Genomic DNA, 22,008 nt, shown 5'->3' with positions numbered 1-22,008 from the left:
GTCTCCGGCACGGAATTTTCCGAAAATTCCGGCGCCCTGCGGCTGGCTTAGGCGCCCGGGTTGCAGGCGCCCAGGTTGCCGCCGGCGAACATCGGGTGGTCCGGTGCGTATTCCACCTGCGCACGCGGCGTGACCTCGACCACTTCCAGAAGGTCGAATTCCGAGGTCGGGTTCTCCTTGCCGCGCACCACCAGGACGTCCTTGAAGCACTGATGGTCTTCGGCACGGTAGAGGGTCGGGCCGTTGCCCATGCCGTCGAACTCAAATCCTTCCAGAGATTCGGCAACCGCACAGGGGTTGAAGCTGCCGGCCCGCTCGACCGCGTCTGCATACAGCAGGGTTTGCACATAGCAGGTGTGTGCGGCCTGGCTCGGCGGGAAGCCGTATTTGGTGCCGAAGGATTTCACAAAGGCCATGGAGCCTTCATCTTGCAGCGTCCAGTGCCAGTTGGTGGAGCCGTGGATGCCCTTCACGTTTTCGCCGGCGCCCTTGGCCATCAGACGGGAATACAGCGGCACGACGATCTCGAAGTTCTTGCCGTTCACGACCTTTTCGCGCAGGCCGAACTGCACCGCATTGGTCAGCGAATTCACCATGTTGCCGCCGTAGTGGTTCAGCACCAGCACGTCTGCGCCCGAATTCAGCACCGGCGCGATATAGGAGGAGAAGTCGGTGGCCGCGAGCGGGGTGCGGACCTTGTTCACGGTCTGCCAGCCCAGCGCCTCGGTGGCGGCTGCAATCGATTCTTCCTGGGTCCAGCCCCAAGTGTAGTCGGCGGTCAGATGATAGGCGACGCGGTCGGTGCCATAGAGATTCTTCAGCACAGGCGCCAGCGCGGCACCGGACATATAGCCGTTGAAGAAATGGCGGAAGCCGTTGGCTTTCTTGTCCTTGCCGGTGGTGTCGTTGGAATGGGTCAGGCCGGCCATGAAGATCACGCCTGCTTCCTGGCAGAGACCCTGAACGGCAATCGCCACACCGGAGGAGGAGCCGCCGGTGATCATCACCGCGCCGTCCTTCTCGATCATCGACTTGGCAGAGGCGCGGGCAGCATCCGATTTGGTCTGGGTGTCGCCGGTCACATACTCGACCTTCTTGCCAAGGATGCCGTTGCCTTGCAGCGCCTTGGAGCTGAAGGTGTTCATCATGCCGCCGTCGCCGCCGCCGTTCAGGTGCTCGACTGCCAGCTCATAGGCGCGCAGCTCGTCGGCGCCTTCGTCCGCATAGGGACCGGTCTGGGGCACGTTGAAGCCCAGGGTGACGGTGCCGCCTGTCGGCTCATTGGTGAAGGCCGCAGCGGAAGACGCGGTAAAGATGGTCGGCAGCGCCACACCGGCGCCTGCAATAGCACCGGTCTTAAGGACTCTGCGGCGCGAAGCATTAAAATTGGACATGTATTCCTCCCTATATGATTGGTGCCTTGCAGCTCCTCACTTCTGCGCGGTACCAGCACTTTGCGTGCAAAATCAGTATGAGAGGCCTATGTAAACTCAGGCAATAAAACCTTTTTATTACTTGAAAATTCTGTAAATAACTGAACAGTGCATTTGCGGCCTTTGTAAATAATCTTATTTTGCATCGCAGAAAGCCGTTGAAATGGAAGCATTTTGGGAGGCCCGCCATCATGGCCCGCGACACCCTGACCGGAAGCCGGATCCGCGAACGCAGGCTGATCCTGGGCATGCGCCAGGCCGAATTGGCGCGGGCGGCTGGGATCTCTGCCTCCTATCTCAACCTGATTGAGCACAACCGGCGCAGAATCGGCGGCAAACTGCTGGTGGGTATTGCCGGGGTGCTGGGGGTCGAGCCCTCGATGCTGAGTGAAGGAGCGGAGGCGGCGCTGATTTCCACCCTGCGGGAGGCGGCGGCGGACAGCGGTGTGCCGGTGGCGGAACTGGACCGGGTTGATGAGTTCGCCGGCCGCTTTCCGGGCTGGGCAGAGGTTTTGGCGGCCGGGCACCGCCGCATCGCCACGCTGGAGCGCACGGTGGAAACCCTGTCGGACCGTCTGGCTCATGACCCCAATCTGGCGGCCTCGGTGCATGAGGTGCTGTCGACTGCTGCTGCGATCCGCTCCACCGCATCGATTCTGGCAGAAACCGGAGAGCTGGAGCCGGAATGGCGGGACCGGTTCCACAAGAACCTCAATCAGGATTCGCTGCGCTTGTCCGAAAGCAGCCGGGCACTGGTCAGTTTTCTCGATGAAGACGGCAGCGGCGCCGACCGCCGCGGCATGCCGCAGGAGGAAGCTGAGGCATTCTTTCAGGAAAACGATTTCCATTTTCCGGCGCTCGAAGACGGGTCCGCCACGCCGGAAGATCTGGCGCGGGATGCCCGCGCCTTGACCGGCGAAGCTGCCCGCAGTCTGACCCATGCCCTGCTGGAGCAGTACCTCGCTGACGCCCAAACGTTGCCTTTGCAAGAGCTGAGCCGCGAAATCACCGGCGCCGGGATCAACCCAGTTGTTCTGGCGGAAAGGTTCAATTGCGGGCTGCCTGCGGTCCTGCGCCGCCTGGCAGCGGTGCCGGAAGAGGTGCTGGGGCAGGAGGCCGGGCTGGTGGTCTGCGATGCCTCTGGCACCTTGTTGTTCCGTAAACCGGTCACCGGTTTCGCAATGCCGCGCTTTGGCGCCTCTTGCCCGCTGTGGCCGCTCTATACAGCCTTGGTGAACCCCAATGTGCCGGTCCGGCGCAATGTGGTTCAGCACGGCCGCAACGCTGCGGCCTTTGACTGCATGGCCACGGCCTGGATGCAGAAGCAGCCTGATTTCGGTGAGGATCCCCTGTACCGTGCGGTCATGCTGATCCTGCCCGGTGCCAAGGATGCGCAGGATCCGCAGCCAGTGGGCGCCAGTTGCCGGATCTGCCCGCGCCAGGCCTGTCCGGCGCGGCGCGAACCTTCGATCCTGAAGGAAGAGTTTTGACACTCATGCGGGCAGGGCGCTAACCTGCGGAAAAATAGCCGCGTGTCCGTGCTGTTAAGGCCGCAGGACCGCGCCGGGAGGAAAGACTGCTGATGGGCAGGCATGTTGTTCTGATTGAAGATGAACCGAACATCACAGAGGCGATCCGGTTTCTGCTGATGCGCGATGGCTGGAGTGTGGATGCCCACACCGATGGAGCCACTGCGGTGGAGGTGATCCGCAACGCGGGGCCGGATCTGGTGATTCTGGATTTGATGCTGCCTGGCAAGAGCGGGCTGGAAATTGTGCGCGAGTTGCGGGCAGAGCAGGATATGCAGTCGCTGCCTGTTCTGATGCTGACTGCACGCGGCCAGATGCGCGACCGGGAAATGGCGGAAAAGGCCGGTGTTACCCGCTTCATGACCAAACCGTTCTCCAACGCCGAGGTTCTGACCGCCGTGCGCGACCTGCACGCGCAGGCCGGGCAGGGATAGCGGCGCGATGGCGCAGGGAAGCGGTGAAGAGCAGGCAGGCACCCGCACAGAACGCCAGACCTACCGCCGACGCCGGCTGATGGACATTTCACGGCTGCTGCCGCTGATCGGAGCGCTCTTGCTGGCGCTGCCGCTGCTGTGGCCTGAGGCCTCCGCCCACCCGGCAGCGCGCGGCGGGGTCAGCATGTCCTCTGCCATTATCTATGTCTTTTCCGTCTGGATCGCCCTGATCGCAGCCTGCTTCGTGTTCAGCCTGGCAGTGCAGCGGTGGGCTGACCACTGGACCGGCGGCGGGGCGGACGGTGGCAGCGCTGCGAGCCGGCCTTCCGGAAGGCCGGAGGACAGCTGATGGCCTCTCTCAACGTCCTTGCCTTTGTCTGTCTGGCCTACGTGGCCTTCCTGTTTATTATCGCCTTCTGGGCTGACCGTATGGCGACGCGTGGCAGAAGCGCTGCATGGATGCGCTCGCCGCTGATTTACACCCTGTCGCTGTCAATCTACTGCACCGCGTGGACGTTTTACGGGGCCGTTGGGTATGCGGCGCGCTCGGGACTGGAATTCGTGACCATCTACCTTGGCCCCTCGCTGGTGATGATCTGCTGGTGGTGGGGCCTGCGCAAACTTGTGCGGATCGGACGCAGCCAGCGGATCACATCGATCGCTGACCTGCTGTCGTCGCGTTATGGCAAGTCGAACCTGCTGGCAGCAGGTGCGACCATTCTGGCGGTGATCGGCGTAACTCCCTATATTTCGTTGCAATTGCAGTCTGTTACACTGTCTTTCGCAATTTTTGCCGAAGCCGATCCGCTGCGTGATTATAATGAAACTTCGATCGTGTTCTGGGTCGCTGCAGGGCTTGCGGTCTTTGCGATCCTATTCGGCACCCGCAACCTCAATGCCAACGAGCGCCACCACGGCGTGGTCACCGCGGTCGCTCTCGAGGCGATTGTCAAACTAGCCGCATTGCTGGCGGTCGGGATCTTTGTCGTCTGGGGGGTTGCAGGCGGCGTCGGCGAAACACTGGCCCGCATTGACGCCTCCCGGATTGGGCAGTGGAATGTCGATGGCAGCCGCTGGGCCGCGATCACATTCCTTGCCGCAGCAGCGTTTATCTGCCTGCCGCGGATGTTTCAGGTGATGGTGGTGGAGAACGAGGATGAACGCCACCTGCGGATCGCCTCCTGGGCGTTTCCGCTCTACCTGTTGCTGATTTCTATGTTTGTCGTGCCGATTGCCGTGGTCGGGCTGGATCTGCTGCCCGCGGGATCAAACCCCGACATGTTCGTGCTGACTGTGCCACTGCAGCAAGGGCAGCAGGAGCTGGCAATGCTGTCCTTTCTGGGCGGGTTTTCCTCGGCGACCTCAATGGTGATCGTCGCGGCCATGGCGCTGTCGACGATGGTATCGAACCATATCGTGATGCCGGTCTGGCTGCGGCTGCAGAACCGGCAGGCTTCGGTTTCCGGCGATGTGCGCGATGTGGTGCTGTTGTCGCGGCGGGTGTCGATCGCGGCAATTATGGCGCTGGGGTATTTTTACTATCACCTTTCCGGCGGTGCCGCAGCTCTGGCCGCGATCGGCCTCATCTCCTTTGCCGGTGTTGCACAGCTTCTGCCCGCGCTGGTGGGCGGCCTGTTCTGGCGCGGCGCCACACGCAGCGGTGCGCTTGCAGGGCTGTCCGTCGGCTTCGGGATCTGGCTTTACACGATGCTGCTTCCGGCCTTGGGGGGCGGGTTGCTGCCGGAGCACATCCTGCGCCAGGGCCTGTTCGGTCTCAGCTGGCTGCGTCCTGAGGCGCTGTTCGGGATCGAAGGCCTCGATTCCACCGTGCACGCGGTGATGTGGTCGATGAGCCTCAATGCACTGGTGTTCTGTCTCGTTTCGCTGATGAGCTTCCCCAGTCCGCTGGAACGGCTGCAAGGGGCGCAATTCGTCAACGTTTTCGACCACTCGGCTGGCCCGCGCGGCTGGACCGGATCTGTGGCTCAATGCGAGGATCTGATGATCATGTCGCAACGGATTCTGGGGGCGGCCGAAGCACAGGTGTTCTTCCAGCGCGAGCGGTTGCGGCAAGGCGGGCGGGGGCCGTTGCCGGAGCCGACGCCTGCTTTCCTAGAGCGGCTGGAGCGGGAACTGAGCGCCTCCATCGGGGCTGCCGCCGCGCATGCGATGATCGGACAGATCGCTGGCGGCTCGTCGGTTTCGGTGGCCGATCTGCTGGCGGTGGCGGATGAAACCGCGCAGATGCTTGAATACTCCAGCCGTCTGGAGACACAATCGGCGGAGCTGTCTGCAACGGCGCGCAAGCTCAGGGAAACAAACGAAAAGCTCACTCAGATCTCGGAGCAGAAGGATGCCTTCCTGAGCCAGGTCAGCCATGAATTGCGGACACCGATGACGTCGATCCGTGCGTTTTCCGAAATCCTGCGGGATGCCGGGCAGCTCGACCCGCAGGAGCAGCGCCGCTACGCTGGGATCATCCATGACGAAACATTGCGTCTGACCCGGCTGCTGAATGATCTGCTGGACCTCAGTGTGCTTGAAAGCGGTAAGGTCAGCCTGAATATCACAGCGGGCACACTGTCCGAGGTGCTGGACCACGCTGTCGCAACCGCGCTTGCCGGGTCAGAGACGCCGATGACGGTCCGGCGCAGCCCGGAGGCGGAAGGGTTCCGTCTGTCCTCTGATCTGGACCGGCTGGCGCAGGTGTTCATCAACCTGATCGCCAACGCCCAGAAGTATTGCGACGCGGAGCAGCCTGAGCTGACGGTCACCTCCTCTGTGTCCGGGGGGCGGCTGCATGTCGACTTCACTGACAATGGCAGCGGTGTCCCGGCAGATGCCCAGCAGATGATATTCGAGAAGTTTGCGCGGGTTAGCCCGGAACGTGCGGGCGGCGCCGGCCTGGGGCTGGCGATCTGCCGCGAGGTCATGCAGCGGTTGGGCGGTGATGTGTCCTATCTGCCGGGGCGCCAAGGCGGCGCCTTCCGGGTTTCCTTACCTGCCGCGGGTGAAAAGGCTGCATAAGCCGTGCCGGAATACAGGAGTTGTTAACCCCCTTTCGGTTAAAACCGGAGAAACGGGACGCGCAAGGGGCAGGTTAAACAGCCTATGTCTGAAACAGAAGCAGCAGAGGCAGGCAGCGGCAGGCAAAATGTGCTTGCACGCAAGCTGGCGGCGACCAAGGAGGGCGCCGGGGGGCTCACCAGTTCCCTGACCCTGAAAGCGTTGCGCCGTTCGGTCGCGCGCGCAGCCGCGGATCTGTGCAATCTGCCGATGGCGGTTCTGGCTGCGCGTCAGTCCAACCGGGTTTCCGAAGATCTAGCGAACCAGCTGTCGGACCAGGATCTTCTGGTGGTGCTGGATTGCCCGCAAGGGCGGCTTGGGGCTGCCAGCATGGATGCCGCCACAGTTACGGCGCTGATCCAGCAGCAGACCATCGGGGCGGTCATCGGCAAAGCCCCGTCTGAGCGCCACTACACGCCAACGGATGCCGCCATGACCGCGGACTTCCTGGAGCGCACCTTTGCCAAGGTCGTGGCGATGCTGGGCGGACAGGCAGACCAATCCTTGTTTTCCGGATACAGATTCGGCGCCCAGGTCGAAAACGTGCGCAGCCTGGTGCTGGGCATGGAAGCTGATGATTACCGGGTGATTGAGCTGAACCTGGATCTTTCCTGCGGCGCTATGCAGGGTGTTATGAAGCTGATCCTGCCCGAACCTTCGGCAGAGGAGCTGCAAGGCGGCCAGAACAGCAGCAATGGCCCGTCGCTTGGGGCAAGTCTCGATTCGATCAGGGCGGAGCTGACAGCGGTCCTGTGCAGGATGCGGGTGCCCGTGCAGAAATTCGCCAGCCTGCAAATCGGTGATACCATTCCTCTGGATTCTGCATTTCTCTATGAAACCGATCTGCTGACCATCGGCGGAAAGTCGGTGGCGCAGGGGCGTCTTGGCCAGATGAACGGGTCGCGCGCTGTGCGCCTGAACCCGCCGAGGAACAGCCGGCCTGCAGACAGTTCAGCGGATGCCGCTGCGTTTTCGGAAGGCGGTGGCATGCAGGCCCTGCCGGACGCGCCCGCCAGCCTGGATCTGGATATGGGAATCGCTGCGCAAGGGTTGCAGGACCCGATGGACGACATGGGCCTCCCGGCGCTGGACGCTGGATCAGCAATGGATGCCGGGGCTCTGGACACAGGCGTCGGCGATGGGCTGCCCGCGCTTGGCGGCGAGGGGCTGGATGGCGGGCTTGGTGGCGGTCTCGGGTCGGATATGGACGCCATGGGCCTGCCCTCGCTTGACGGGGATGGCGGGCTGAGCATGGATGGGCTGGAAGGCGGTTTGCCGGATCTTCCCGATCTGTCCGATTTGCCGGATCTGCCTGCGGGTGATTTGGGTGACTTTGCCGCCGGAGACCCAGATGAAATTTCCCAGCTGGCCGGCCTCGAAAACGCGCTGCCGGAAGGCTGAGGCTGGCGGGCTGTTCCGCTTCAGCCACCGTGCGGCGTCCTTCTCGTTCCGGCAGGTGCCGTCACGGCCAGTGTGATTGGCAAGGTGAACAAGAGGTTGCGCGGGTCATGGCGATGGTTTTGGAATGATCTGCCCCCGGCTGGTCCCTCATTCATAGCGAGAGACTTCTGGTTTGGCGTTGATAGCCGCCGGTTTCGGGCTGGGCGAGGGCGCCTAGCGCGGAGCCCTCAAACTGCTCTAGCGCCCGGCTTTCTGCGAGCGGTGTTTTGTTTCCGAACCATGGGTGCGGCCAGACGGTGCTGTGATCGTAGCGCCAGAGCGCCAGCTTCCGCCGGGCACAGTCCAGAGTGCCGAAGATCTCCTCATTCAGGAGTTCGACATGCAAGCAGCAGTTGAAGCTTTTGATCAACACATTCTGCTGCGGCTTACCGGGGCGATGTCGTGTCACGGAATTGCGTTCTGACCGGCCCGACCCAGAATGGCCGGAATGGCGAAATCCGTGCCCGCGCCGTTGGGCTCGAACCAATGGCGCCTCAATGGCACGATCACTGACAATGCATGCGGGGTTACCGTAGATCCGCTGCAATGCGTCCAACTCACTGGCACTACACGTGCCCGAGATTCTGGTATCTGCAATCAGGCACAGGGTCTCGCAGATGCAATCGTCGATTACGGCCAGAACGCGGAACTGGCTGCGACTGCAAAGCTGCCGGACGGGAAGTCGAGCGACCAGCGCGTGTTCGGATGTAATGCCTCGGGCATCGGTGTTCGCGGTCCCCGGGCCTGCTTGCGGCCGCGCCGAAGCTTTACTGTCAGCTCGGCTTCCCGCTAGAGGCAACAGCTTCTAGTGGATCATGATCAGGCTCTTGCGATCAAGCAGCACGCCGGTGCGGCTCCGTTTCCCGGCTATATCCTGCATCTTCCTGCGGATCCCGGGGCAGTTTGGCGGGCGTTCGCACCGGACCGTGTTGGAGCCGGCACCGGCTGGCCGGCAGGCCCGTCGCTGCGAGATACCGTGGCTCCGCATCGCCCTGAGTGCTGTCTCTCTCCGCTTGGTCAATGCCGTCAGGACCGGCCTTGCCTTCGAACCAACGGCGGGCTGGCGGCCTTCAATCCCAAAAGGTGCGTCACAACGGCCTCGCCATTGTCTCTTGGACCAATTGCGTTGCAATTGCCCGATCCAGCAGCGGTCTGACCCGCCGCCCCAGAATTTGCTCAGCTTTCCGCCAGAGACACAAGGGCCGGGCGCAGACCATCCAGCTGATAACCCGCGGTTTGTGTTTTTTGCAGGATCTCGTCTGGGGCCATGTCCCGGGCTTGACTGAGAGCCCAAACCACTGAGCAGCGTGTGCCTGAGGCGCAGTAGGCCAGCACGGGACCGTTGCAGCCTTCATAGAGTTCACGCTGGAGGGCAACGTTATCCGGAGTCATGGTCTGGTGGGTCAGCGGCAGCACCTCGAACCGCAGCCCCGCGGCCTCGGCGGCGGCGCGAATGGCTTCCGCCTGGTGGCTGGGCGGGACTTCCTCGTCCGGGCGGTTGCAGATCACTGTCTTGTAACCGGCATCAGCAATGGCGGGGAGGTCCTCAGCCGAGATCTGCGGCGAGACCGAATAGCGGGGGGTGATTACGCGTGCATCCATGTCCTGAGTCTTTACGCGTTTGCTGCCGCACGGTCCAGATGCCGGCTGAACCAGGGCGCGGCCATCATGCCGCAGGCCATTGCGGCAAAGAAAACCAAGCCCTGCCAGCCGTTGTAGCTGAGTGACGCCATGGCGGGACCGGGGCAAAGGCCTGCGAGGCCCCAGCCGGCGCCGAACAGCACAGAACCCAGGATCAGCCGCCGGTCCAGTTCCTTGTGCGGCGCGGCAGGGAAGCTGCCGCCTGCCGTAGGCCTGCGCCCGGCAGTCAGCCGCCAAGCCACGGTCATCGGTATGAGCGCGCCGCCCATTACGAAGGCCAGGGTGGGGTCCCAATTGCCGAAGATATCCAGCCAGCCTTGTACCTTGGCTGTGTCAGTCATTCCCGACAGCATAAGGCCGGTGCCGAACAGCCCGCCAGCGCAAAGTGCCAAAAGAATACGCAGCATCAGATCACTCCCATAAGCTGGCGCAGAACCGCCAGCGTGAGAATTCCGGCCAGCATGAAGACGCCAGTTGCCGCGATGCCGCGCAGGGACAAGCGGGAGATGCCGCAGACGCCGTGGCCGGAGGTGCAGCCATTGGCAATGCGTGTGCCGATGCCTACCAGCAGCCCCGCGCCAATCTGCACCGCTGCATTGTTCGTGACATGGGTTTCCGGTGCGTGTCCCGTAGAAAATGCGATCAGAAGCGGTACCAGTACGACGCCGCCAATGAAGGTGATGCGCTCTGCTGCATTGGACCGCCCGCTGCCATCCAGCAGTCCGCCCAGGATACCGCTGGCGCCCATGATGCGTCCGTTGCCCAGAAGGAACACCGCGCCGGCAAGCCCAATCAGCAGCCCGCCGCCCAGACCCCAGATCCAATCCGCTTCCATTTTCCTGCTCCGCCTTGCCCGTCTAAATCTTGTTGACCGGGATCTTCAGGAACACATCGCCCTGGTCGTCCGGCTCCGGCATCTGGCCTGCGCGCATGTTGACCTGCAGCGACGGCAGAATCAGGCGCGGCATGCCCAGCGTCGCGTCCCGGGCATCGCGCATCTCAACAAACTCCTCGATGCTGCGGCCCGAGCCCACATGCACGTTCAGCGCCTTCTGCTCGCCAACAGTGGTCTCCCATGCATAGTCATCACGCCCCGGTGCCTTGTAGTCGTGGCCGACAAACACACGGGTTTCATCGGGCAGCGCCAGGATCTTCTGGATGGAATTGTATAGATCCGAAGAGGAGCCGCCGGGGAAATCACAGCGGGCGGTGCCAAAGTCCGGCATGAACAGCGTGTCGCCGACAAAGGCCGCATCGCCGATCACATAAGTGAGGCAGGCCGGCGTATGGCCGGGCGTGTGCAGAACCTCGCCGCGCATCTGCCCGATCATGAAACTGTCGCCCTCGCGGAACAGCTGGTCGAATTGGCTGCCATCGCGCTGAAACGTGGTACCTTCGTTGAACACTTTGCCGAAAGTGTCCTGCACCACGGTGATCTGCTCGCCTATGCCTATCTTACCGCCCAGCTGTTCCTGCAAATATGGTGCCGCAGACAGGTGATCGGCATGCACATGGCTCTCCAGGATCCACTCAGCACGCAGGTTCTCAGACTTGATCCAAGTGATGACCGCATCTGCAGATGCGGTGCAGGTGCGCCCCGCAGCCTGGTCGTAGTCCAGGACCGAATCGATGATGGCGCAGGCGGATCCCTCCGGTTCACGCACCACGTAAGAGACAGTGTTGGTGGCTTCGTCGAAAAAGGCTTTGACGGCGGGGGTCATCAGGAGCTCTCCCTTGGGTTTGCAATTCATATAACGATTTAAGAATATGTTTCAAGCCTGCCTGCGGGCGGGATTGAAAGGCTACTGAATCATCGCTTGCATCTGATTCAAGTCAAGGCGCCGGGATGCTGCGCTGCGGTAGGCTATCTGCGCTGCCATGAGGCCGTAAAAACCACCCGAGGACCGGTAAATCTGCGCAAATAAGCGGCAGCACGCTCAAATGGCACGGGTATTCATATGCCTGTTGTGAAATACCGGGATAACCTCATCATGACACAGGGAGGACTGCTATGACACGTGAAGATCTGCTCAGCACCGTCGAGAGCCTGGAAACCCGGATCCGCAAGGAAAGCGGCGCTGCCCGGCTGGCCATGCGGCCGGAATTCATCCGTCTGCTGGACTACATGCGCAAGACCGGCGCTGAGGTCCCGGGCCGCCTGCGCCGCCTTGAGGCAACTCTGTGCGAAGAGGCTGTTGAGGATATGTTTGACAACGTGCCGGTCTAACCGGACGAAGGGGCAGGGGCATCTGGGGCGTCAGCCCAGAAAGATGCCCACCATCACCAGCATCAGCCCAAGCACCGAAAGAAGCAGCGCGCCCAGATTGTAGGGCAGCACCGATTGCACCACGGCGCGCAGCGCCTCGTCGTCCAGTTTCTGGCGCCGGGCGCGTGCGACCTTGAGGATGCACCAAATCAATCCCAGCAGGCCGGCAACGGATACGGCGGCGCCGGTCCAGACAATCATGTCGAACATATATGTGCTCCTGCAGGGTTTCGTGCTGCGATGCGCGTAGCCGATGCGATTTCCAGGTGCAAGTGTTCCGGCAGCGATTGGACGGGACCGTTGCCGGTTTCCGCCGCTCGCGCCACCTCCGCCGCTTTCCCGGCTTGCAGCGCGGCGGGCAGAGCGCTATCCCCTTGCTCCGACAGCAACTGACAGCCTTTGCCGACGGAGCCGCAGATGGACATTACAGAAGACGAAAAGAGCGAAAACTACCGCGTGACCGCTGGCGAACTGCGCCAGTTCATCGAGCGGTTCGAGCGGCTCGACGAAGAGAAGAAAACCATTGCCGAGCAGCAGAAAGAGGTGATGGCCGAGGCCAAAGGGCGCGGTTACGACACCAAGGTGATGCGCAAGATAATCGCCCTGCGCAAGCGGGATGAAAACGACATCGCTGAAGAAGAGGCGGTGCTGGAAATGTACAAGGAAGCGCTTGGCATGTAAGCCGCGGTTCCGTTTTGAAATGCCAAGCCGCGCACGTCCTGGGCCTGCGCGGCTTTTGTTTTTTCAGGGTATCCAGAATAAATTTTAAGCTTGAAATAAATGCTGATGCGGAGCTATGGTCGGCCCAGGCAGTCATCAGTCAAGGAGTTCAGCCATGCCGGCCATCAGCGTGCATCCCGAAGGGTGGAAGCCCGCAAAAGGTTATGCCAATGGCATGGTGGCGGAAGGCCGGCAGCTGTATGTCGGCGGCCAGATCGGCTGGACCGCAGATCAGGTGTTTGAGGCTCAGGACTTCATCGGGCAAATGAGCCAGGCCCTGCGCAACATTCTGGACGTCGTCGAAACGGCAGGCGGGACAGCCGAAGATATAACCAGGCTCACCTGGTATGTGACGGACAAGGCAGAGTACCTGGCCCACCAGTCGGAGGTCGGGAAAGCCTACCGCGCGGTGATGGGCTATCACTTCCCGGCCATGACCATGGTGGTGGTTTCCGCCCTGGTCGAAGATGAAGCCAAAGTGGAAATCGAAGCCACAGCAGTGCTGCCATCCTGAGATTTCGCGGGGAGCCGGAGCGATGCTTTCATGGGTCTGCACGGCTGCCGAAAGGCCTGACCAAAGGCGCTTTTGAGGCGGGAAACCCCAGTTTCGGCTCGTCTTGGTGAGGCTTCAGGCGCAATTTGGCCGAATTACCTCCAGGCAAAAACACGCTTTTCCAATCTGTTGCAGGCCGTTCCTCCAGGGGCGGCAATTTTTTTGCCCGCAGAAAAATTTTACCAGTTGATAAAAAATCAGACTGTGGCACTCTGATAGCAAGAACAACAGAAAATCAGGGAGACACCCAATGGCGACCAGCCATCAGGCATCCGGCATTCAGGCAGCGCGGCTTGACGCTGCCGGCATTGCTGAGAATTTCTCGGACCTGCATCCAGCCTATGACGCGCATGAAGCAGCCGTGGCGGCTGACCGCTGCTATTTTTGCTACGACGCGCCCTGCATGACAGCCTGTCCGACCAGCATCGACATTCCCCAGTTCATCCGGGAGATCCAGGCAGGCCACCCCGAAAGCGCGGCCAGGACCATTCTGGAGCAGAACATTCTTGGCGGTATGTGTGCCCGGGTTTGCCCGACCGAAACCTTGTGCGAGGAAGTTTGTGTGCGCGAAACCGCAGAGGGCAAGCCCGTCGAAATCGGCCGCTTGCAGCGCTACGCAACTGACACGCTGATGGAAAAAGGGGAGCATCCCTTCACGCGTGCGGCCTCCACTGGCAAGAAGGTCGCAGTTGTTGGCGCTGGTCCGGCGGGCCTTGCAGCCGCGCACCGGCTTGCAATGCTGGGCCACGACGTTGTGGTTTACGATGCCAGGTCCAAAGCGGGCGGCCTCAATGAATTCGGCATTGCCGCCTATAAATCCACCAATGATTTTGCCGCGCGGGAGGTCGACTGGCTGCTGCAGATCGGCGGCATTACAATGGATTACGGCAGGAAGCTCGGCGCGGAGCTGTCTCTGGACGGTTTGACCTCTGCTTATGACGCGGTGTTCCTGTCCATCGGGCTTGCCGGCGTCAACGCGCTGCGTGCGCCGGGCGAAGACAAGGACGGCGTGCGCGACGCGGTGGAGTTCATTGCTGAGCTGCGCCAGGCCGAGGATCTGACCGCGCTGCCGGTGGGCCGCAATGTGGTGGTGATCGGCGGCGGCATGACTGCAGTGGACGCCGCGGTGCAATCCAAGCTGCTGGGCGCTGAAAACGTGACCATAGCCTACCGCCGCAGCCGCGAGGAGATGGGCGCGAGCCGCTTTGAACAGGATCTGGCAGCCTCCAAGGGCGTCAAGCTGATGTTCAACGTCATGCCCAAGGCCGTGCTTGGAAATGGCGCCGCGGCAGAGATCGAGCTGGAGTATACTGATGTCACGGACGGCAAGGTGTCCGGCACCGGCGAGACTGTGCGCTTGGCAGCGGATCAGGTGTTCAAGGCGATCGGCCAGACGCTGGAGGGTCAGCCGGATGCGCTCGAGCTTGAGGGCCGCAAAATCAAGGTCTCAGAAACCGGGCGCACCTCGATGGCCGGAGTCTGGGCCGGTGGCGACTGTGCCTCTGGCGGCGAGGACCTCACCGTGACCGCCGTGGCCGAAGGCCGCGATGCTGCAATGGACATTCACTCCAGCCTGATGGGCTGAGCCAGTTCGGGTGCAGGTCTGCTGCACCTAAGCTAGCCTTAAGAGGAGAGATCAAATGGCTGATTTGACAACAGAATTTCTGGGGATCAAATCCCCCAACCCGTTCTGGCTGGCCTCCGCGCCGCCGACCGACAAGGAATACAACGTCCGCCGTGCCTTTGAGGCCGGCTGGGGTGGTGTGGTCTGGAAGACCTTGGGTTCCGAAGGACCGCCGGTGGTCAATGTGAACGGCCCGCGTTACGGCGCGATCTGGGGGGCTGACCGCCGCCTCCTGGGGCTTAACAACATCGAGCTGATCACCGACCGGCCTTTGCAGACAAACCTGGAGGAGATCACCCGGGTCAAGAAGGACTACCCGGACCGCGCCGTGATCGTCTCGATCATGGTGCCCTGCGAGGAGCAGGCCTGGAAAGACATCCTGCCGCAGGTGGAAGCCACCGGCGCTGACGGGATCGAACTGAACTTCGGCTGCCCGCATGGCATGGCCGAACGCGGCATGGGATCTGCGGTCGGGCAGGTGCCGGAATACATCCAGATGGTCACCGAGTGGTGCAAGAAGTACTACTCCAAGCCGGTGATCGTGAAGCTGACACCGAATATCACCGACATTCGCCACCCGGCGCGGGCGGCAAATGCGGGCAATGCGGATGCGGTCAGCCTGATCAACACCATCAATTCGATCACTTCGGTGGACCTCGACAGCATGGCGCCTGAGCCGACCATCGGCGGCAAGGGCACCCATGGGGGCTATTGCGGCCCGGCGGTGAAGCCGATTGCGCTGAACATGGTTGCTGAGATTTCCCGCGATGCGCAGACCCGCGGTCTGCCGATTTCTGCCATAGGCGGTGTCACCACCTGGCGCGACGCTGCAGAGTTCATGGCAATGGGGGCTGGCAACGTGCAGGTCTGCACCGCGGCAATGACCTATGGTTTCAACGTGGTGAAGGAGATGATCTCCGGTCTGTCCAATTGGATGGATGAGAAGGGTTACACCTCCACCCAGGACTTCATCGGCATGGCGGTGCCGAATGTGACCGACTGGCAGTATCTGGATCTGAACTATGTGACCAAGGCCAAGATCAGCCAAGACGACTGCATCAAATGCGGCCGCTGCTTTGCGGCCTGCGAGGACACCTCGCACCAGGCGATTGCGATGAGCGAGGACCGGGTGTTCACGGTGAAGGACGACGAATGCGTTGCCTGCAACCTTTGTGTGAACGTCTGCCCCGTGGAAAACTGCATCACTATGGTCGAAGTTCCCGCGGGCCAGATCGATGAGCGCACGGGGGAAGTTGTTTCCGGCGATTACGCAAACTGGACCACGCATCCGAACAACCCGTCGGCCACAGCGGCGGAATAAACTGCCGGCCCGGATGGCCGGCAGCGGGCCTCTCCCGCCCGTCGCCGGCCTCCTTTGCAGGAGACCACCTCCCGTTGGGCCCGGCACCGCGCTTTGCGCGGTGCCGGGCCCAAGGCCGTTAAGAGGGCATCAGCCTTGCTGATGGACCTTGCGGGCGCGGGAGTGTTTCGGGGTGGGGCAGAATTGGCTCAGATATTGGGCGTAAGCATCCGCCGGTACAGGGTTTCCAGGTATTGCGGTGCGGCGTCGAAGGGATCTTCATCCCCCATCAGTGTCCGGACCTGTGCGTCAAAATCCGCATAATGCTGGGTCAGCGACCAGATCGAAAACAAGAGATGCTTGGGGTGCGCGCGGTTGATCCGTCCGGCGTCCATCCAGCCCTGCAAGAGATGCGCCTTTTCCTCGACCAGAACATTCAGATCCGCCGCGATCACGTCATGCAGCCGCGGCGCGCCCTGCACGATTTCATTGGCATAAAGCCGGCTTTCGCGCGGGTAATCGCGGCTCATCTGCAGCTTGCGCTGCACATAGGCAAGGATCTCTTCCAGCGGCTCCCCATCCGGGTCAAGCGCCCTGAGCGGGTCCAGCCAAGTGTCCAGAAGCCCCGCCATCAGCTCGTTGAAGATCGCCTCCTTGGAGGGGAAGTAATAGAGCAGGTTCGGCTTGCTGAGCCCCGCCGCCTTGGCAATCTGGTCCACGGTGGAGCCGCGGAAGCCATGGCTGGAGAACACATCCAGTGCGGCCTCCAGAATGGCGGCGCGATTCTTTCTCTGAATGCGTGTGGGCGCGCGGTCTGAGGGCATGGCTGTCCTTGTCTGTTTTTGCCGCAGCCGCCAGCGGAAGCGCGGAATTTTACCTATTTCCGGCAAAAGCACCGATTTTTTCAAGAGCCACGCGGCAATTTCTTGACTGGTGGTGAACCCGTGATAGCGTGAGTTTGACCAGTTGGTCAAATCAAGGCTTGGCGGTTAACAGCCTGAGTATTGATGGGACCGGCACGCACAAGCCACCTAACACGGCGCCAAGCCGGAAAAGCCTGCACAGACGGGCGCACAGGGAAGGAAGCTATTGATGACGTCGCTTGGACAGAATCTGAAGATTGATGGTGACAGGCTGTGGGACAGCCTGATGGAGATGGCCAAAATCGGCCCTGGCGTGGCAGGCGGCAACAACCGCCAGACGCTGACGGACGAGGACGGTGAGGGCCGCGCTTTGTTCCAGAAATGGTGCGAGGAGGCGAGCTGCACCATGGGGCTGGACCAGATGGGCAACATGTTTGCGGTGCGCGCGGGCACCGACCCGGATGCGCTGCCGGTTTATGTCGGCTCGCATCTCGATACCCAGCCCACCGGCGGCAAATACGACGGGGTTCTGGGGGTGCTGGCGGGGCTGGAGCTGATCCGCTCGCTCAACGACATGAACATCAAGACCAAGCATCCGATTGTGGCCACCAACTTCACCAATGAGGAAGGCACCCGCTATGCGCCGGCCATGCTGTCATCAGGCGTGTTTGCGGGCATACACACCCAGGACTGGGCCTATGAGCGTGAAGATGCGGAGGGCAAGAAATTCGGTGATGAACTGAAGCGCATCGGCTGGCGCGGCGAAGAGGAGGTTGGGGCCCGTAAGATGCACGCGTTCTTTGAGCTGCATATTGAACAGGGACCGATACTGGAGGCCGAGGGCAAGGATATTGGCGTTGTTACGCATGGCCAGGGCCTCAGCTGGACCCAGGTCACGATCACAGGCAAGGATGCGCATACCGGCTCAACCCCGATGCCGATGCGCCGCAATGCCGGACTGGCGATGGCACGGATTCTGGAAACGGTGGACGAGATCGCCTGGAGCCACGCCCCGCATGCGGTGGGTGCAGCGGGCCATATTGATGTTTACCCGAATTCTCGCAACGTGATCCCGGGCAAAGTGGTCTTTACCGTTGATTTTCGCAGTCCGGACCTGGACGTGATCACCGACATGGAAAATCAGCTCCGGGACAAGGGCAGCCAGATTGCCGAAGCGATGGGTGTCGGGATTGAATTCGAGAAGGTGGGCGGGTTTGATCCGGTTGCCTTTGACCAAAGCTGTGTCGGCGCAGTGCGCGATGCGGCGGACCGGCTGGGCTATTCGCATCTCGATATCATCTCCGGCGCGGGCCATGACGCCTGCTGGATCAACCGGGTGGCGCCGACCGCAATGGTGATGTGCCCTTGCGTTGACGGTCTCAGCCACAACGAGGCAGAGGAGATCAGCAAGGACTGGGCTGAGGCGGGCGCCAATGTTCTGTTTCATGCTGTGGTTGAGACAGCGGAGATCGTTGAATAGGGGGCGCTGCCCCCGCGGCCCCTTGGGCCGCTCCCCCGGGATATTTCCGGCCAGATGAACAAGGGAGCTTGTTCTTAATGAATAAATGGAGGCGTGAAAATGCGCCCCGATTCAGGGAGTTATAATCATGAGTAAAGTCATCCGGAACGGCACCATCGTGACCGCCGACCTGACCTATAAGGCTGATGTGCTTATTGAAAACGGGGTGATCACCCAGATCGGCCCGAATCTGACAGGCGACGAGGAGCTCGACGCCACCGGCTGTTATGTAATGCCAGGCGGGATTGACCCCCATACGCACTTGGAGATGCCTTTTATGGGCACCTACAGTTCAGATGATTTCGAGAGCGGTACCCGCGCGGGCCTTGCAGGCGGCACAACAATGGTTGTGGACTTTGCGCTGCCCAACCCGGGCGAGAGCCTGCTGGACGCGCTGAAGCGCTGGGACAACAAATCGACCCGCGCCAACTGCGACTATTCCTTCCACATGGCGGTCACCTGGTGGGGCGAGCAGGTTTTCGACGACATCAAGACCGTGATCCAGGAGCGCGGCATCAACACCTTCAAGCATTTCATGGCCTACAAAGGCGCGCTGATGGTGAATGACGACGAGCTTTATGCGTCGTTCCAGCGGCTGGCGGAACTGGGCGGCATCGCCATGGTGCATGCCGAGAACGGCGATGTGGTGGCGGAACTGTCGGCTAAGCTCTTGGCAGAAGGTAATAATGGCCCCGAAGCACACGCCTATTCCCGGCCGCCGCAGGTGGAGGGCGAGGCGACCAACCGCGCCATCATGATTGCCGATATGGCCGGTGTGCCGCTGTATGTCGTTCACACTTCCTGCGAGGACAGCCACGAGGCCATCCGCCGCGCCCGGATGCAGGGCAAGCGGGTCTGGGGCGAGCCGCTGATCCAGCATCTTACGCTCGATGAGAGCGAGTATTTCAACAAGGACTGGGACCACGCCGCCCGCCGGGTGATGTCGCCGCCGTTCCGCAATAAGCAGCATCAGGACAGCTTGTGGGCCGGTCTGCAATCGGGCTCGCTGTCGGTGGTGGCAACCGACCACTGCGCCTTTACCACCGAGCAGAAACGTTTTGGCGTCGGGGATTTCACCAAGATCCCGAACGGCACCGGCGGACTGGAAGACCGGATGCCGATGCTGTGGACACATGGTGTGGAAACTGGCCGGATCACGCCGAATGAATTTGTTGCCGTCACCTCGACCAATATCGCCAAGATATTGAATTGTTACCCGAAAAAAGGTGCGGTTCTGGTTGGTGCGGATGCAGATCTGGTGGTCTGGGACCCGGCCAAGACCAAGACCATCTCGGCAGGCACCCAGCAATCCTCCATCGACTACAATGTGTTCGAGGGCCATGAGGTGAAGGGCTTGCCGCGCTTTACCCTGACCCGCGGCCATGTGGCGGTGCATGACGGCGAGATCCGCTGCCAGGAGGGCCACGGCAAATTTGTCGAGCGTGAGGCCAACACCACGGTGAACAAGGCGCTGTCGACCTGGAAAGAGCTGACCGCGCCGCGCCCCGTTGAGCGCAGCGGCATCCCGGCGACAGGCGTGTGATGCAGAAGGCAGACCGGGCCTGCGACGCGGCTGTGATAGCTCAGGCGCAGGCCCAATCTGAAGTACTGAGGGCGGTGCCGGCAGACATTCTGGAGGAGTGTCTGGCACTGCTAAGGGAAGGAAATAACGTGAGCGCGATCAAACACTTGCAAGCCAGTGCCGGTCTTTCTTTGAACACGGCCAAGCAAGCCGTGGAGACCTTGATCGGAAGTATGTTCGATGTATGACATGAAAGAACAAACCGCCGTCGTCGAAGCGCGAAATCTCAATCTGACATTTGAGACAAATGATGGACCGGTTCATGCTCTGAAAGACATCAATCTGACCATTAACAAAGGGGATTTTGTCAGCTTCATCGGGCCGTCCGGCTGCGGGAAGACAACCTTTCTCAGAGTGATGGCGGCACTTGAGCAACCAACTGGCGGAAGTATCTCTGTCAACGGCATGACCCCGGATGAGGCGCGCCGTAACCGTGCTTATGGCTATGTGTTCCAGGCGGCGGGGCTCTACCCGTGGCGGACCATCGCCAAGAACATCAAGCTGCCGCTGGAGATCATGGGATACTCCAAGGCCGAGCAGGAAAGGCGCGTTAACCAAGTCCTGGAACTTGTTGAATTGTCAGGCTTTGGCGGCAAGTTTCCCTGGCAGCTTTCGGGCGGCATGCAGCAGCGGGCCTCCATCGCGCGGGCACTGGCGTTTGACGCTGACATCCTGTTGATGGACGAACCCTTCGGGGCGCTGGATGAGATTGTGCGCGACCATCTGAACGAGCAACTTTTGAAGCTGTGGGCGCGGACCAACAAGACCATCGGCTTTGTCACCCATTCGATCCCCGAGGCGGTGTATCTCTCCACCAAGATCGTGGTGATGTCGCCGCGGCCGGGACGGATTCACGACGTGATTGACAGCACGCTTCCCAAGGAACGGCCGCTGGACATCCGCGACAGCCCGGAGTTCATCGAGATCGCCCACCGGGTACGCGAGGGGCTGCGAGCGGGGCATGGCGATGATTGAGTTTGCCAGCCGGACCCGCCGGAATTGGGGGGTGGCATCTGTGCACCCCCTGTACACCCCCTGTGCACCGGGCGGCTGCCGATCAAGGAGGGCGGGGCCATGAAGAGCCTTGTTGCCGTCCTGACTGTGCTCGCTGCCATCATCGCCTTCTGGTATGCAGCCTGCGTGCCGATGAACATCAAGGGCGTGCTGGATCAGGCGGAACGGGCAGGGATGGAAGTCACCCCCGCCACCGCCAAGGAACGCCGGGACAGGGGTGAGATCGGGCTGGTGGTGAATAACACATTTGCCATCGGCGACACCTGGGTGCAGGAACGCCCCCGTCTGCCCGCGCCGCATCAGGTGGCGGTGGAATTGTGGGAGACCACGGTGGAGAAGAAAATCACCTCCAAGCGCAGCCTGATCTATCACGCGCAGGTGACGCTGAGCGCCACTTTGCTGGGGTTTGCCATCGGCACCGGGCTGGGCATTCTGCTGGCGGTGGGCATCGTGCATTCCCGCGTCATGGACATGTCGGTGATGCCTTGGGCGATTGTCAGCCAGACCATCCCGATCATCGCGCTGGCGCCGATGATCATCGTGGTGCTCTATTCCATCGGGGTGCAGGGGATTATCCCGAAGGCGGTGATCTCAGCCTATCTCAGCTTCTTCCCGGTAGTTGTTGGCATGGTGAAGGGGCTGCGGGCGCCGGATGCGATGCAGCTGGATCTTCTGAAAACCTACAACGCCAACACCAACCAGGGGTTCTGGAAGCTGCGGCTGCCGTCCTCGATGCCTTACCTGTTTGCGTCGCTGAAGATCGGCATCGCCGCCTCGCTGGTAGGGGCCATCGTGGGTGAGCTGCCGACCGGGGCGGTTGCAGGCCTTGGCGCGCGGCTCTTGGCGGGCAGCTATTACGGGCAGACCGTTCAGATCTGGTCGGCGCTGTTTGCCGCGGCGATCCTGGCTGCGGCGCTGGTGGCGCTTTTGGGGCTGATTGAAAAGCTGGTGCTGAACCGGATGGGGGTGCGGGCATGATGGGTGTTGTTTGGAGTGAGGGCTCTGCCCTCGCCGCGCTGCGGCT

The 22,008-nt window shown here is 61.6% G+C and carries 23 protein-coding genes; 15 read left to right on the top strand and 8 right to left on the bottom strand.

Annotated elements, in window-relative coordinates; all coding sequences use genetic code 11:
- Nucleotides 1-47: 47 nt before the first annotated feature.
- Nucleotides 48-1,394, bottom strand: coding sequence for a substrate-binding protein (locus N6L27_RS19910; protein WP_271909183.1), 1,347 nt, complete (start codon nucleotides 1,392-1,394; stop codon nucleotides 48-50).
- A gap of 230 nt (nucleotides 1,395-1,624) precedes the next feature.
- On the opposite strand from N6L27_RS19910, the gene N6L27_RS19905 reads away from it, so the two are divergent.
- The 5 genes from N6L27_RS19905 to N6L27_RS19885 all read left to right on the top strand — a co-directional run bounded on the left by N6L27_RS19905 (nucleotide 1,625) and on the right by N6L27_RS19885 (nucleotide 7,863).
- Nucleotides 1,625-2,923 (top strand): XRE family transcriptional regulator, encoded by a 1,299-nt coding sequence (locus N6L27_RS19905; protein ID WP_271909182.1) that lies wholly within the window; start codon nucleotides 1,625-1,627, stop codon nucleotides 2,921-2,923.
- Between the two features lie 92 nt (nucleotides 2,924-3,015).
- Nucleotides 3,016-3,396, top strand: coding sequence for a response regulator transcription factor (locus N6L27_RS19900; protein ID WP_271909180.1), 381 nt, complete (start codon nucleotides 3,016-3,018; stop codon nucleotides 3,394-3,396).
- Nucleotides 3,397-3,403: 7 nt separating this feature from the next.
- Entirely contained in the window at nucleotides 3,404-3,745 is a 342-nt protein-coding gene (locus N6L27_RS19895) for a hypothetical protein (protein ID WP_271909178.1), read from the top strand.
- Nucleotides 3,745-6,423: an ATP-binding protein gene (locus tag N6L27_RS19890; RefSeq protein ID WP_271909176.1), complete on the top strand. Its 2,679-nt coding sequence runs from the start codon at nucleotides 3,745-3,747 to the stop codon at nucleotides 6,421-6,423. Before N6L27_RS19895 ends, N6L27_RS19890 begins: the two co-directional genes overlap by 1 nt.
- An 84-nt stretch (nucleotides 6,424-6,507) precedes the next feature.
- Complete coding sequence (locus N6L27_RS19885) at nucleotides 6,508-7,863, top strand: FliM/FliN family flagellar motor C-terminal domain-containing protein (protein ID WP_271909175.1); 1,356 nt, start codon at nucleotides 6,508-6,510, stop codon at nucleotides 7,861-7,863.
- A 151-nt stretch (nucleotides 7,864-8,014) separates the two neighbouring features.
- Here the strand turns inward: N6L27_RS19885 and N6L27_RS23310 are convergent, their stop codons facing one another.
- The 5 genes from N6L27_RS23310 to N6L27_RS19860 form a co-directional block, all read right to left on the bottom strand.
- Complete coding sequence (locus tag N6L27_RS23310) at nucleotides 8,015-8,311, bottom strand: integrase core domain-containing protein (RefSeq protein WP_442915805.1); 297 nt, start codon at nucleotides 8,309-8,311, stop codon at nucleotides 8,015-8,017.
- Nucleotides 8,312-9,078: 767 nt separating this feature from the next.
- Nucleotides 9,079-9,504, bottom strand: coding sequence for a TIGR01244 family sulfur transferase (locus tag N6L27_RS19875; protein WP_271909174.1), 426 nt, complete (start codon nucleotides 9,502-9,504; stop codon nucleotides 9,079-9,081).
- 11 nt (nucleotides 9,505-9,515) lie between these two features.
- On the bottom strand, nucleotides 9,516-9,950 hold the full coding sequence (locus N6L27_RS19870; RefSeq protein WP_271909172.1) for a DUF6691 family protein: 435 nt from the start codon (nucleotides 9,948-9,950) through the stop codon (nucleotides 9,516-9,518).
- Nucleotides 9,950-10,378, bottom strand: a complete 429-nt coding sequence (locus N6L27_RS19865; RefSeq protein ID WP_271909171.1) for a YeeE/YedE family protein — start codon at nucleotides 10,376-10,378, stop codon at nucleotides 9,950-9,952. The genes N6L27_RS19870 and N6L27_RS19865 overlap by 1 nt, the downstream gene beginning before the upstream one ends.
- Before the next feature lie 22 nt (nucleotides 10,379-10,400).
- Nucleotides 10,401-11,264 carry an MBL fold metallo-hydrolase gene (locus tag N6L27_RS19860; RefSeq protein ID WP_271909170.1) on the bottom strand — a complete coding sequence of 288 codons (864 nt, stop codon included), beginning with the start codon at nucleotides 11,262-11,264 and terminating at the stop codon, nucleotides 10,401-10,403.
- Nucleotides 11,265-11,554: 290 nt separating this feature from the next.
- On the opposite strand from N6L27_RS19860, the gene N6L27_RS19855 reads away from it, so the two are divergent.
- Nucleotides 11,555-11,770, top strand: a complete 216-nt coding sequence (locus N6L27_RS19855) for a hypothetical protein (RefSeq protein ID WP_065266423.1) — start codon at nucleotides 11,555-11,557, stop codon at nucleotides 11,768-11,770.
- Between the two features lie 30 nt (nucleotides 11,771-11,800).
- Here the strand turns inward: N6L27_RS19855 and N6L27_RS19850 are convergent, their stop codons facing one another.
- A complete protein-coding gene (locus tag N6L27_RS19850) occupies nucleotides 11,801-12,019 on the bottom strand; it encodes a hypothetical protein (protein WP_260015181.1) in 219 nt (72 codons plus the stop codon).
- 207 nt (nucleotides 12,020-12,226) lie between these two features.
- Here N6L27_RS19850 and N6L27_RS19845 point away from each other — a divergent pair, with 207 nt between their 5' ends.
- The 4 genes from N6L27_RS19845 (at nucleotide 12,227) to preA (ending at nucleotide 16,027) form a co-directional block, all read left to right on the top strand.
- Entirely contained in the window at nucleotides 12,227-12,490 is a 264-nt protein-coding gene (locus N6L27_RS19845; protein ID WP_008553759.1) for a DUF2312 domain-containing protein, read from the top strand.
- Between the two features lie 154 nt (nucleotides 12,491-12,644).
- On the top strand, nucleotides 12,645-13,043 hold the full coding sequence (locus N6L27_RS19840) for a RidA family protein (RefSeq protein ID WP_271909168.1): 399 nt from the start codon (nucleotides 12,645-12,647) through the stop codon (nucleotides 13,041-13,043).
- A gap of 289 nt (nucleotides 13,044-13,332) precedes the next feature.
- Nucleotides 13,333-14,667, top strand: a complete 1,335-nt coding sequence (locus tag N6L27_RS19835; RefSeq protein ID WP_271909167.1) for an NAD(P)-dependent oxidoreductase — start codon at nucleotides 13,333-13,335, stop codon at nucleotides 14,665-14,667.
- A 55-nt stretch (nucleotides 14,668-14,722) separates the two neighbouring features.
- Nucleotides 14,723-16,027 (top strand): NAD-dependent dihydropyrimidine dehydrogenase subunit PreA, encoded by a 1,305-nt coding sequence (gene preA / locus N6L27_RS19830; protein ID WP_271909166.1) that lies wholly within the window; start codon nucleotides 14,723-14,725, stop codon nucleotides 16,025-16,027.
- Between the two features lie 188 nt (nucleotides 16,028-16,215).
- On the opposite strand, the gene N6L27_RS19825 is transcribed toward preA, so the two are convergent.
- Nucleotides 16,216-16,830, bottom strand: coding sequence for a TetR family transcriptional regulator C-terminal domain-containing protein (locus N6L27_RS19825; protein WP_271909164.1), 615 nt, complete (start codon nucleotides 16,828-16,830; stop codon nucleotides 16,216-16,218).
- 268 nt (nucleotides 16,831-17,098) lie between these two features.
- Between N6L27_RS19825 and N6L27_RS19820 the strand changes: the two genes are divergently transcribed.
- The 5 genes from N6L27_RS19820 to N6L27_RS19800 all read left to right on the top strand — a co-directional run bounded on the left by N6L27_RS19820 (nucleotide 17,099) and on the right by N6L27_RS19800 (nucleotide 21,962).
- Nucleotides 17,099-18,349, top strand: coding sequence for a Zn-dependent hydrolase (locus N6L27_RS19820; RefSeq protein ID WP_271909163.1), 1,251 nt, complete (start codon nucleotides 17,099-17,101; stop codon nucleotides 18,347-18,349).
- 127 nt (nucleotides 18,350-18,476) lie between these two features.
- Nucleotides 18,477-19,931 carry a dihydropyrimidinase gene (gene hydA, locus N6L27_RS19815; protein WP_271909161.1) on the top strand — a complete coding sequence of 485 codons (1,455 nt, stop codon included), beginning with the start codon at nucleotides 18,477-18,479 and terminating at the stop codon, nucleotides 19,929-19,931.
- Nucleotides 19,931-20,158, top strand: coding sequence for a hypothetical protein (locus N6L27_RS19810; RefSeq protein ID WP_271909160.1), 228 nt, complete (start codon nucleotides 19,931-19,933; stop codon nucleotides 20,156-20,158). The genes hydA and N6L27_RS19810 overlap by 1 nt, the downstream gene beginning before the upstream one ends.
- Complete coding sequence (locus N6L27_RS19805) at nucleotides 20,151-20,945, top strand: ABC transporter ATP-binding protein (protein ID WP_271909158.1); 795 nt, start codon at nucleotides 20,151-20,153, stop codon at nucleotides 20,943-20,945. Before N6L27_RS19810 ends, N6L27_RS19805 begins: the two co-directional genes overlap by 8 nt.
- 99 nt (nucleotides 20,946-21,044) lie before the next feature.
- On the top strand, nucleotides 21,045-21,962 hold the full coding sequence (locus tag N6L27_RS19800) for an ABC transporter permease (RefSeq protein WP_271909156.1): 918 nt from the start codon (nucleotides 21,045-21,047) through the stop codon (nucleotides 21,960-21,962).
- Nucleotides 21,963-22,008 lie beyond the last annotated feature (46 nt).

Source organism: Leisingera sp. SS27, from assembly GCF_028368855.1.
GTDB lineage: Bacteria > Pseudomonadota > Alphaproteobacteria > Rhodobacterales > Rhodobacteraceae > Leisingera.
The sequence above is the reverse complement of the archived record's forward strand: the minus strand, read 5'-3'. Positions and strand labels throughout refer to the sequence as shown.

What these genes read in the sequence shown, in the direction of transcription:
- N6L27_RS19805 (WP_271909158.1), top strand. Translation starts at nt 20,151, where the DNA reads ATGTATGACATGAAAGAACAAACCGCCGTCGTCGAAGCGCGAAATCTC.
- N6L27_RS19840 (WP_271909168.1), top strand. Translation starts at nt 12,645, where the DNA reads ATGCCGGCCATCAGCGTGCATCCCGAAGGGTGGAAGCCCGCAAAAGGT.
- N6L27_RS19835 (WP_271909167.1), top strand. Translation starts at nt 13,333, where the DNA reads ATGGCGACCAGCCATCAGGCATCCGGCATTCAGGCAGCGCGGCTTGAC.
- N6L27_RS19890 (WP_271909176.1), top strand. Translation starts at nt 3,745, where the DNA reads ATGGCCTCTCTCAACGTCCTTGCCTTTGTCTGTCTGGCCTACGTGGCC.
- N6L27_RS19895 (WP_271909178.1), top strand. Translation starts at nt 3,404, where the DNA reads ATGGCGCAGGGAAGCGGTGAAGAGCAGGCAGGCACCCGCACAGAACGC.
- N6L27_RS19900 (WP_271909180.1), top strand. Translation starts at nt 3,016, where the DNA reads ATGGGCAGGCATGTTGTTCTGATTGAAGATGAACCGAACATCACAGAG.
- N6L27_RS19885 (WP_271909175.1), top strand. Translation starts at nt 6,508, where the DNA reads ATGTCTGAAACAGAAGCAGCAGAGGCAGGCAGCGGCAGGCAAAATGTG.
- preA (WP_271909166.1), top strand. Translation starts at nt 14,723, where the DNA reads ATGGCTGATTTGACAACAGAATTTCTGGGGATCAAATCCCCCAACCCG.
- N6L27_RS19850 (WP_260015181.1), bottom strand. Translation starts at nt 12,019, where the DNA reads ATGTTCGACATGATTGTCTGGACCGGCGCCGCCGTATCCGTTGCCGGC.
- N6L27_RS19865 (WP_271909171.1), bottom strand. Translation starts at nt 10,378, where the DNA reads ATGGAAGCGGATTGGATCTGGGGTCTGGGCGGCGGGCTGCTGATTGGG.
- N6L27_RS19860 (WP_271909170.1), bottom strand. Translation starts at nt 11,264, where the DNA reads ATGACCCCCGCCGTCAAAGCCTTTTTCGACGAAGCCACCAACACTGTC.
- N6L27_RS19825 (WP_271909164.1), bottom strand. Translation starts at nt 16,830, where the DNA reads ATGCCCTCAGACCGCGCGCCCACACGCATTCAGAGAAAGAATCGCGCC.
- N6L27_RS19910 (WP_271909183.1), bottom strand. Translation starts at nt 1,394, where the DNA reads ATGTCCAATTTTAATGCTTCGCGCCGCAGAGTCCTTAAGACCGGTGCT.
- N6L27_RS19810 (WP_271909160.1), top strand. Translation starts at nt 19,931, where the DNA reads ATGCAGAAGGCAGACCGGGCCTGCGACGCGGCTGTGATAGCTCAGGCG.
- N6L27_RS19875 (WP_271909174.1), bottom strand. Translation starts at nt 9,504, where the DNA reads ATGGATGCACGCGTAATCACCCCCCGCTATTCGGTCTCGCCGCAGATC.
- N6L27_RS19845 (WP_008553759.1), top strand. Translation starts at nt 12,227, where the DNA reads ATGGACATTACAGAAGACGAAAAGAGCGAAAACTACCGCGTGACCGCT.
- N6L27_RS19870 (WP_271909172.1), bottom strand. Translation starts at nt 9,950, where the DNA reads ATGCTGCGTATTCTTTTGGCACTTTGCGCTGGCGGGCTGTTCGGCACC.
- N6L27_RS19800 (WP_271909156.1), top strand. Translation starts at nt 21,045, where the DNA reads ATGAAGAGCCTTGTTGCCGTCCTGACTGTGCTCGCTGCCATCATCGCC.
- N6L27_RS19820 (WP_271909163.1), top strand. Translation starts at nt 17,099, where the DNA reads ATGACGTCGCTTGGACAGAATCTGAAGATTGATGGTGACAGGCTGTGG.
- N6L27_RS19905 (WP_271909182.1), top strand. Translation starts at nt 1,625, where the DNA reads ATGGCCCGCGACACCCTGACCGGAAGCCGGATCCGCGAACGCAGGCTG.
- hydA (WP_271909161.1), top strand. Translation starts at nt 18,477, where the DNA reads ATGAGTAAAGTCATCCGGAACGGCACCATCGTGACCGCCGACCTGACC.
- N6L27_RS19855 (WP_065266423.1), top strand. Translation starts at nt 11,555, where the DNA reads ATGACACGTGAAGATCTGCTCAGCACCGTCGAGAGCCTGGAAACCCGG.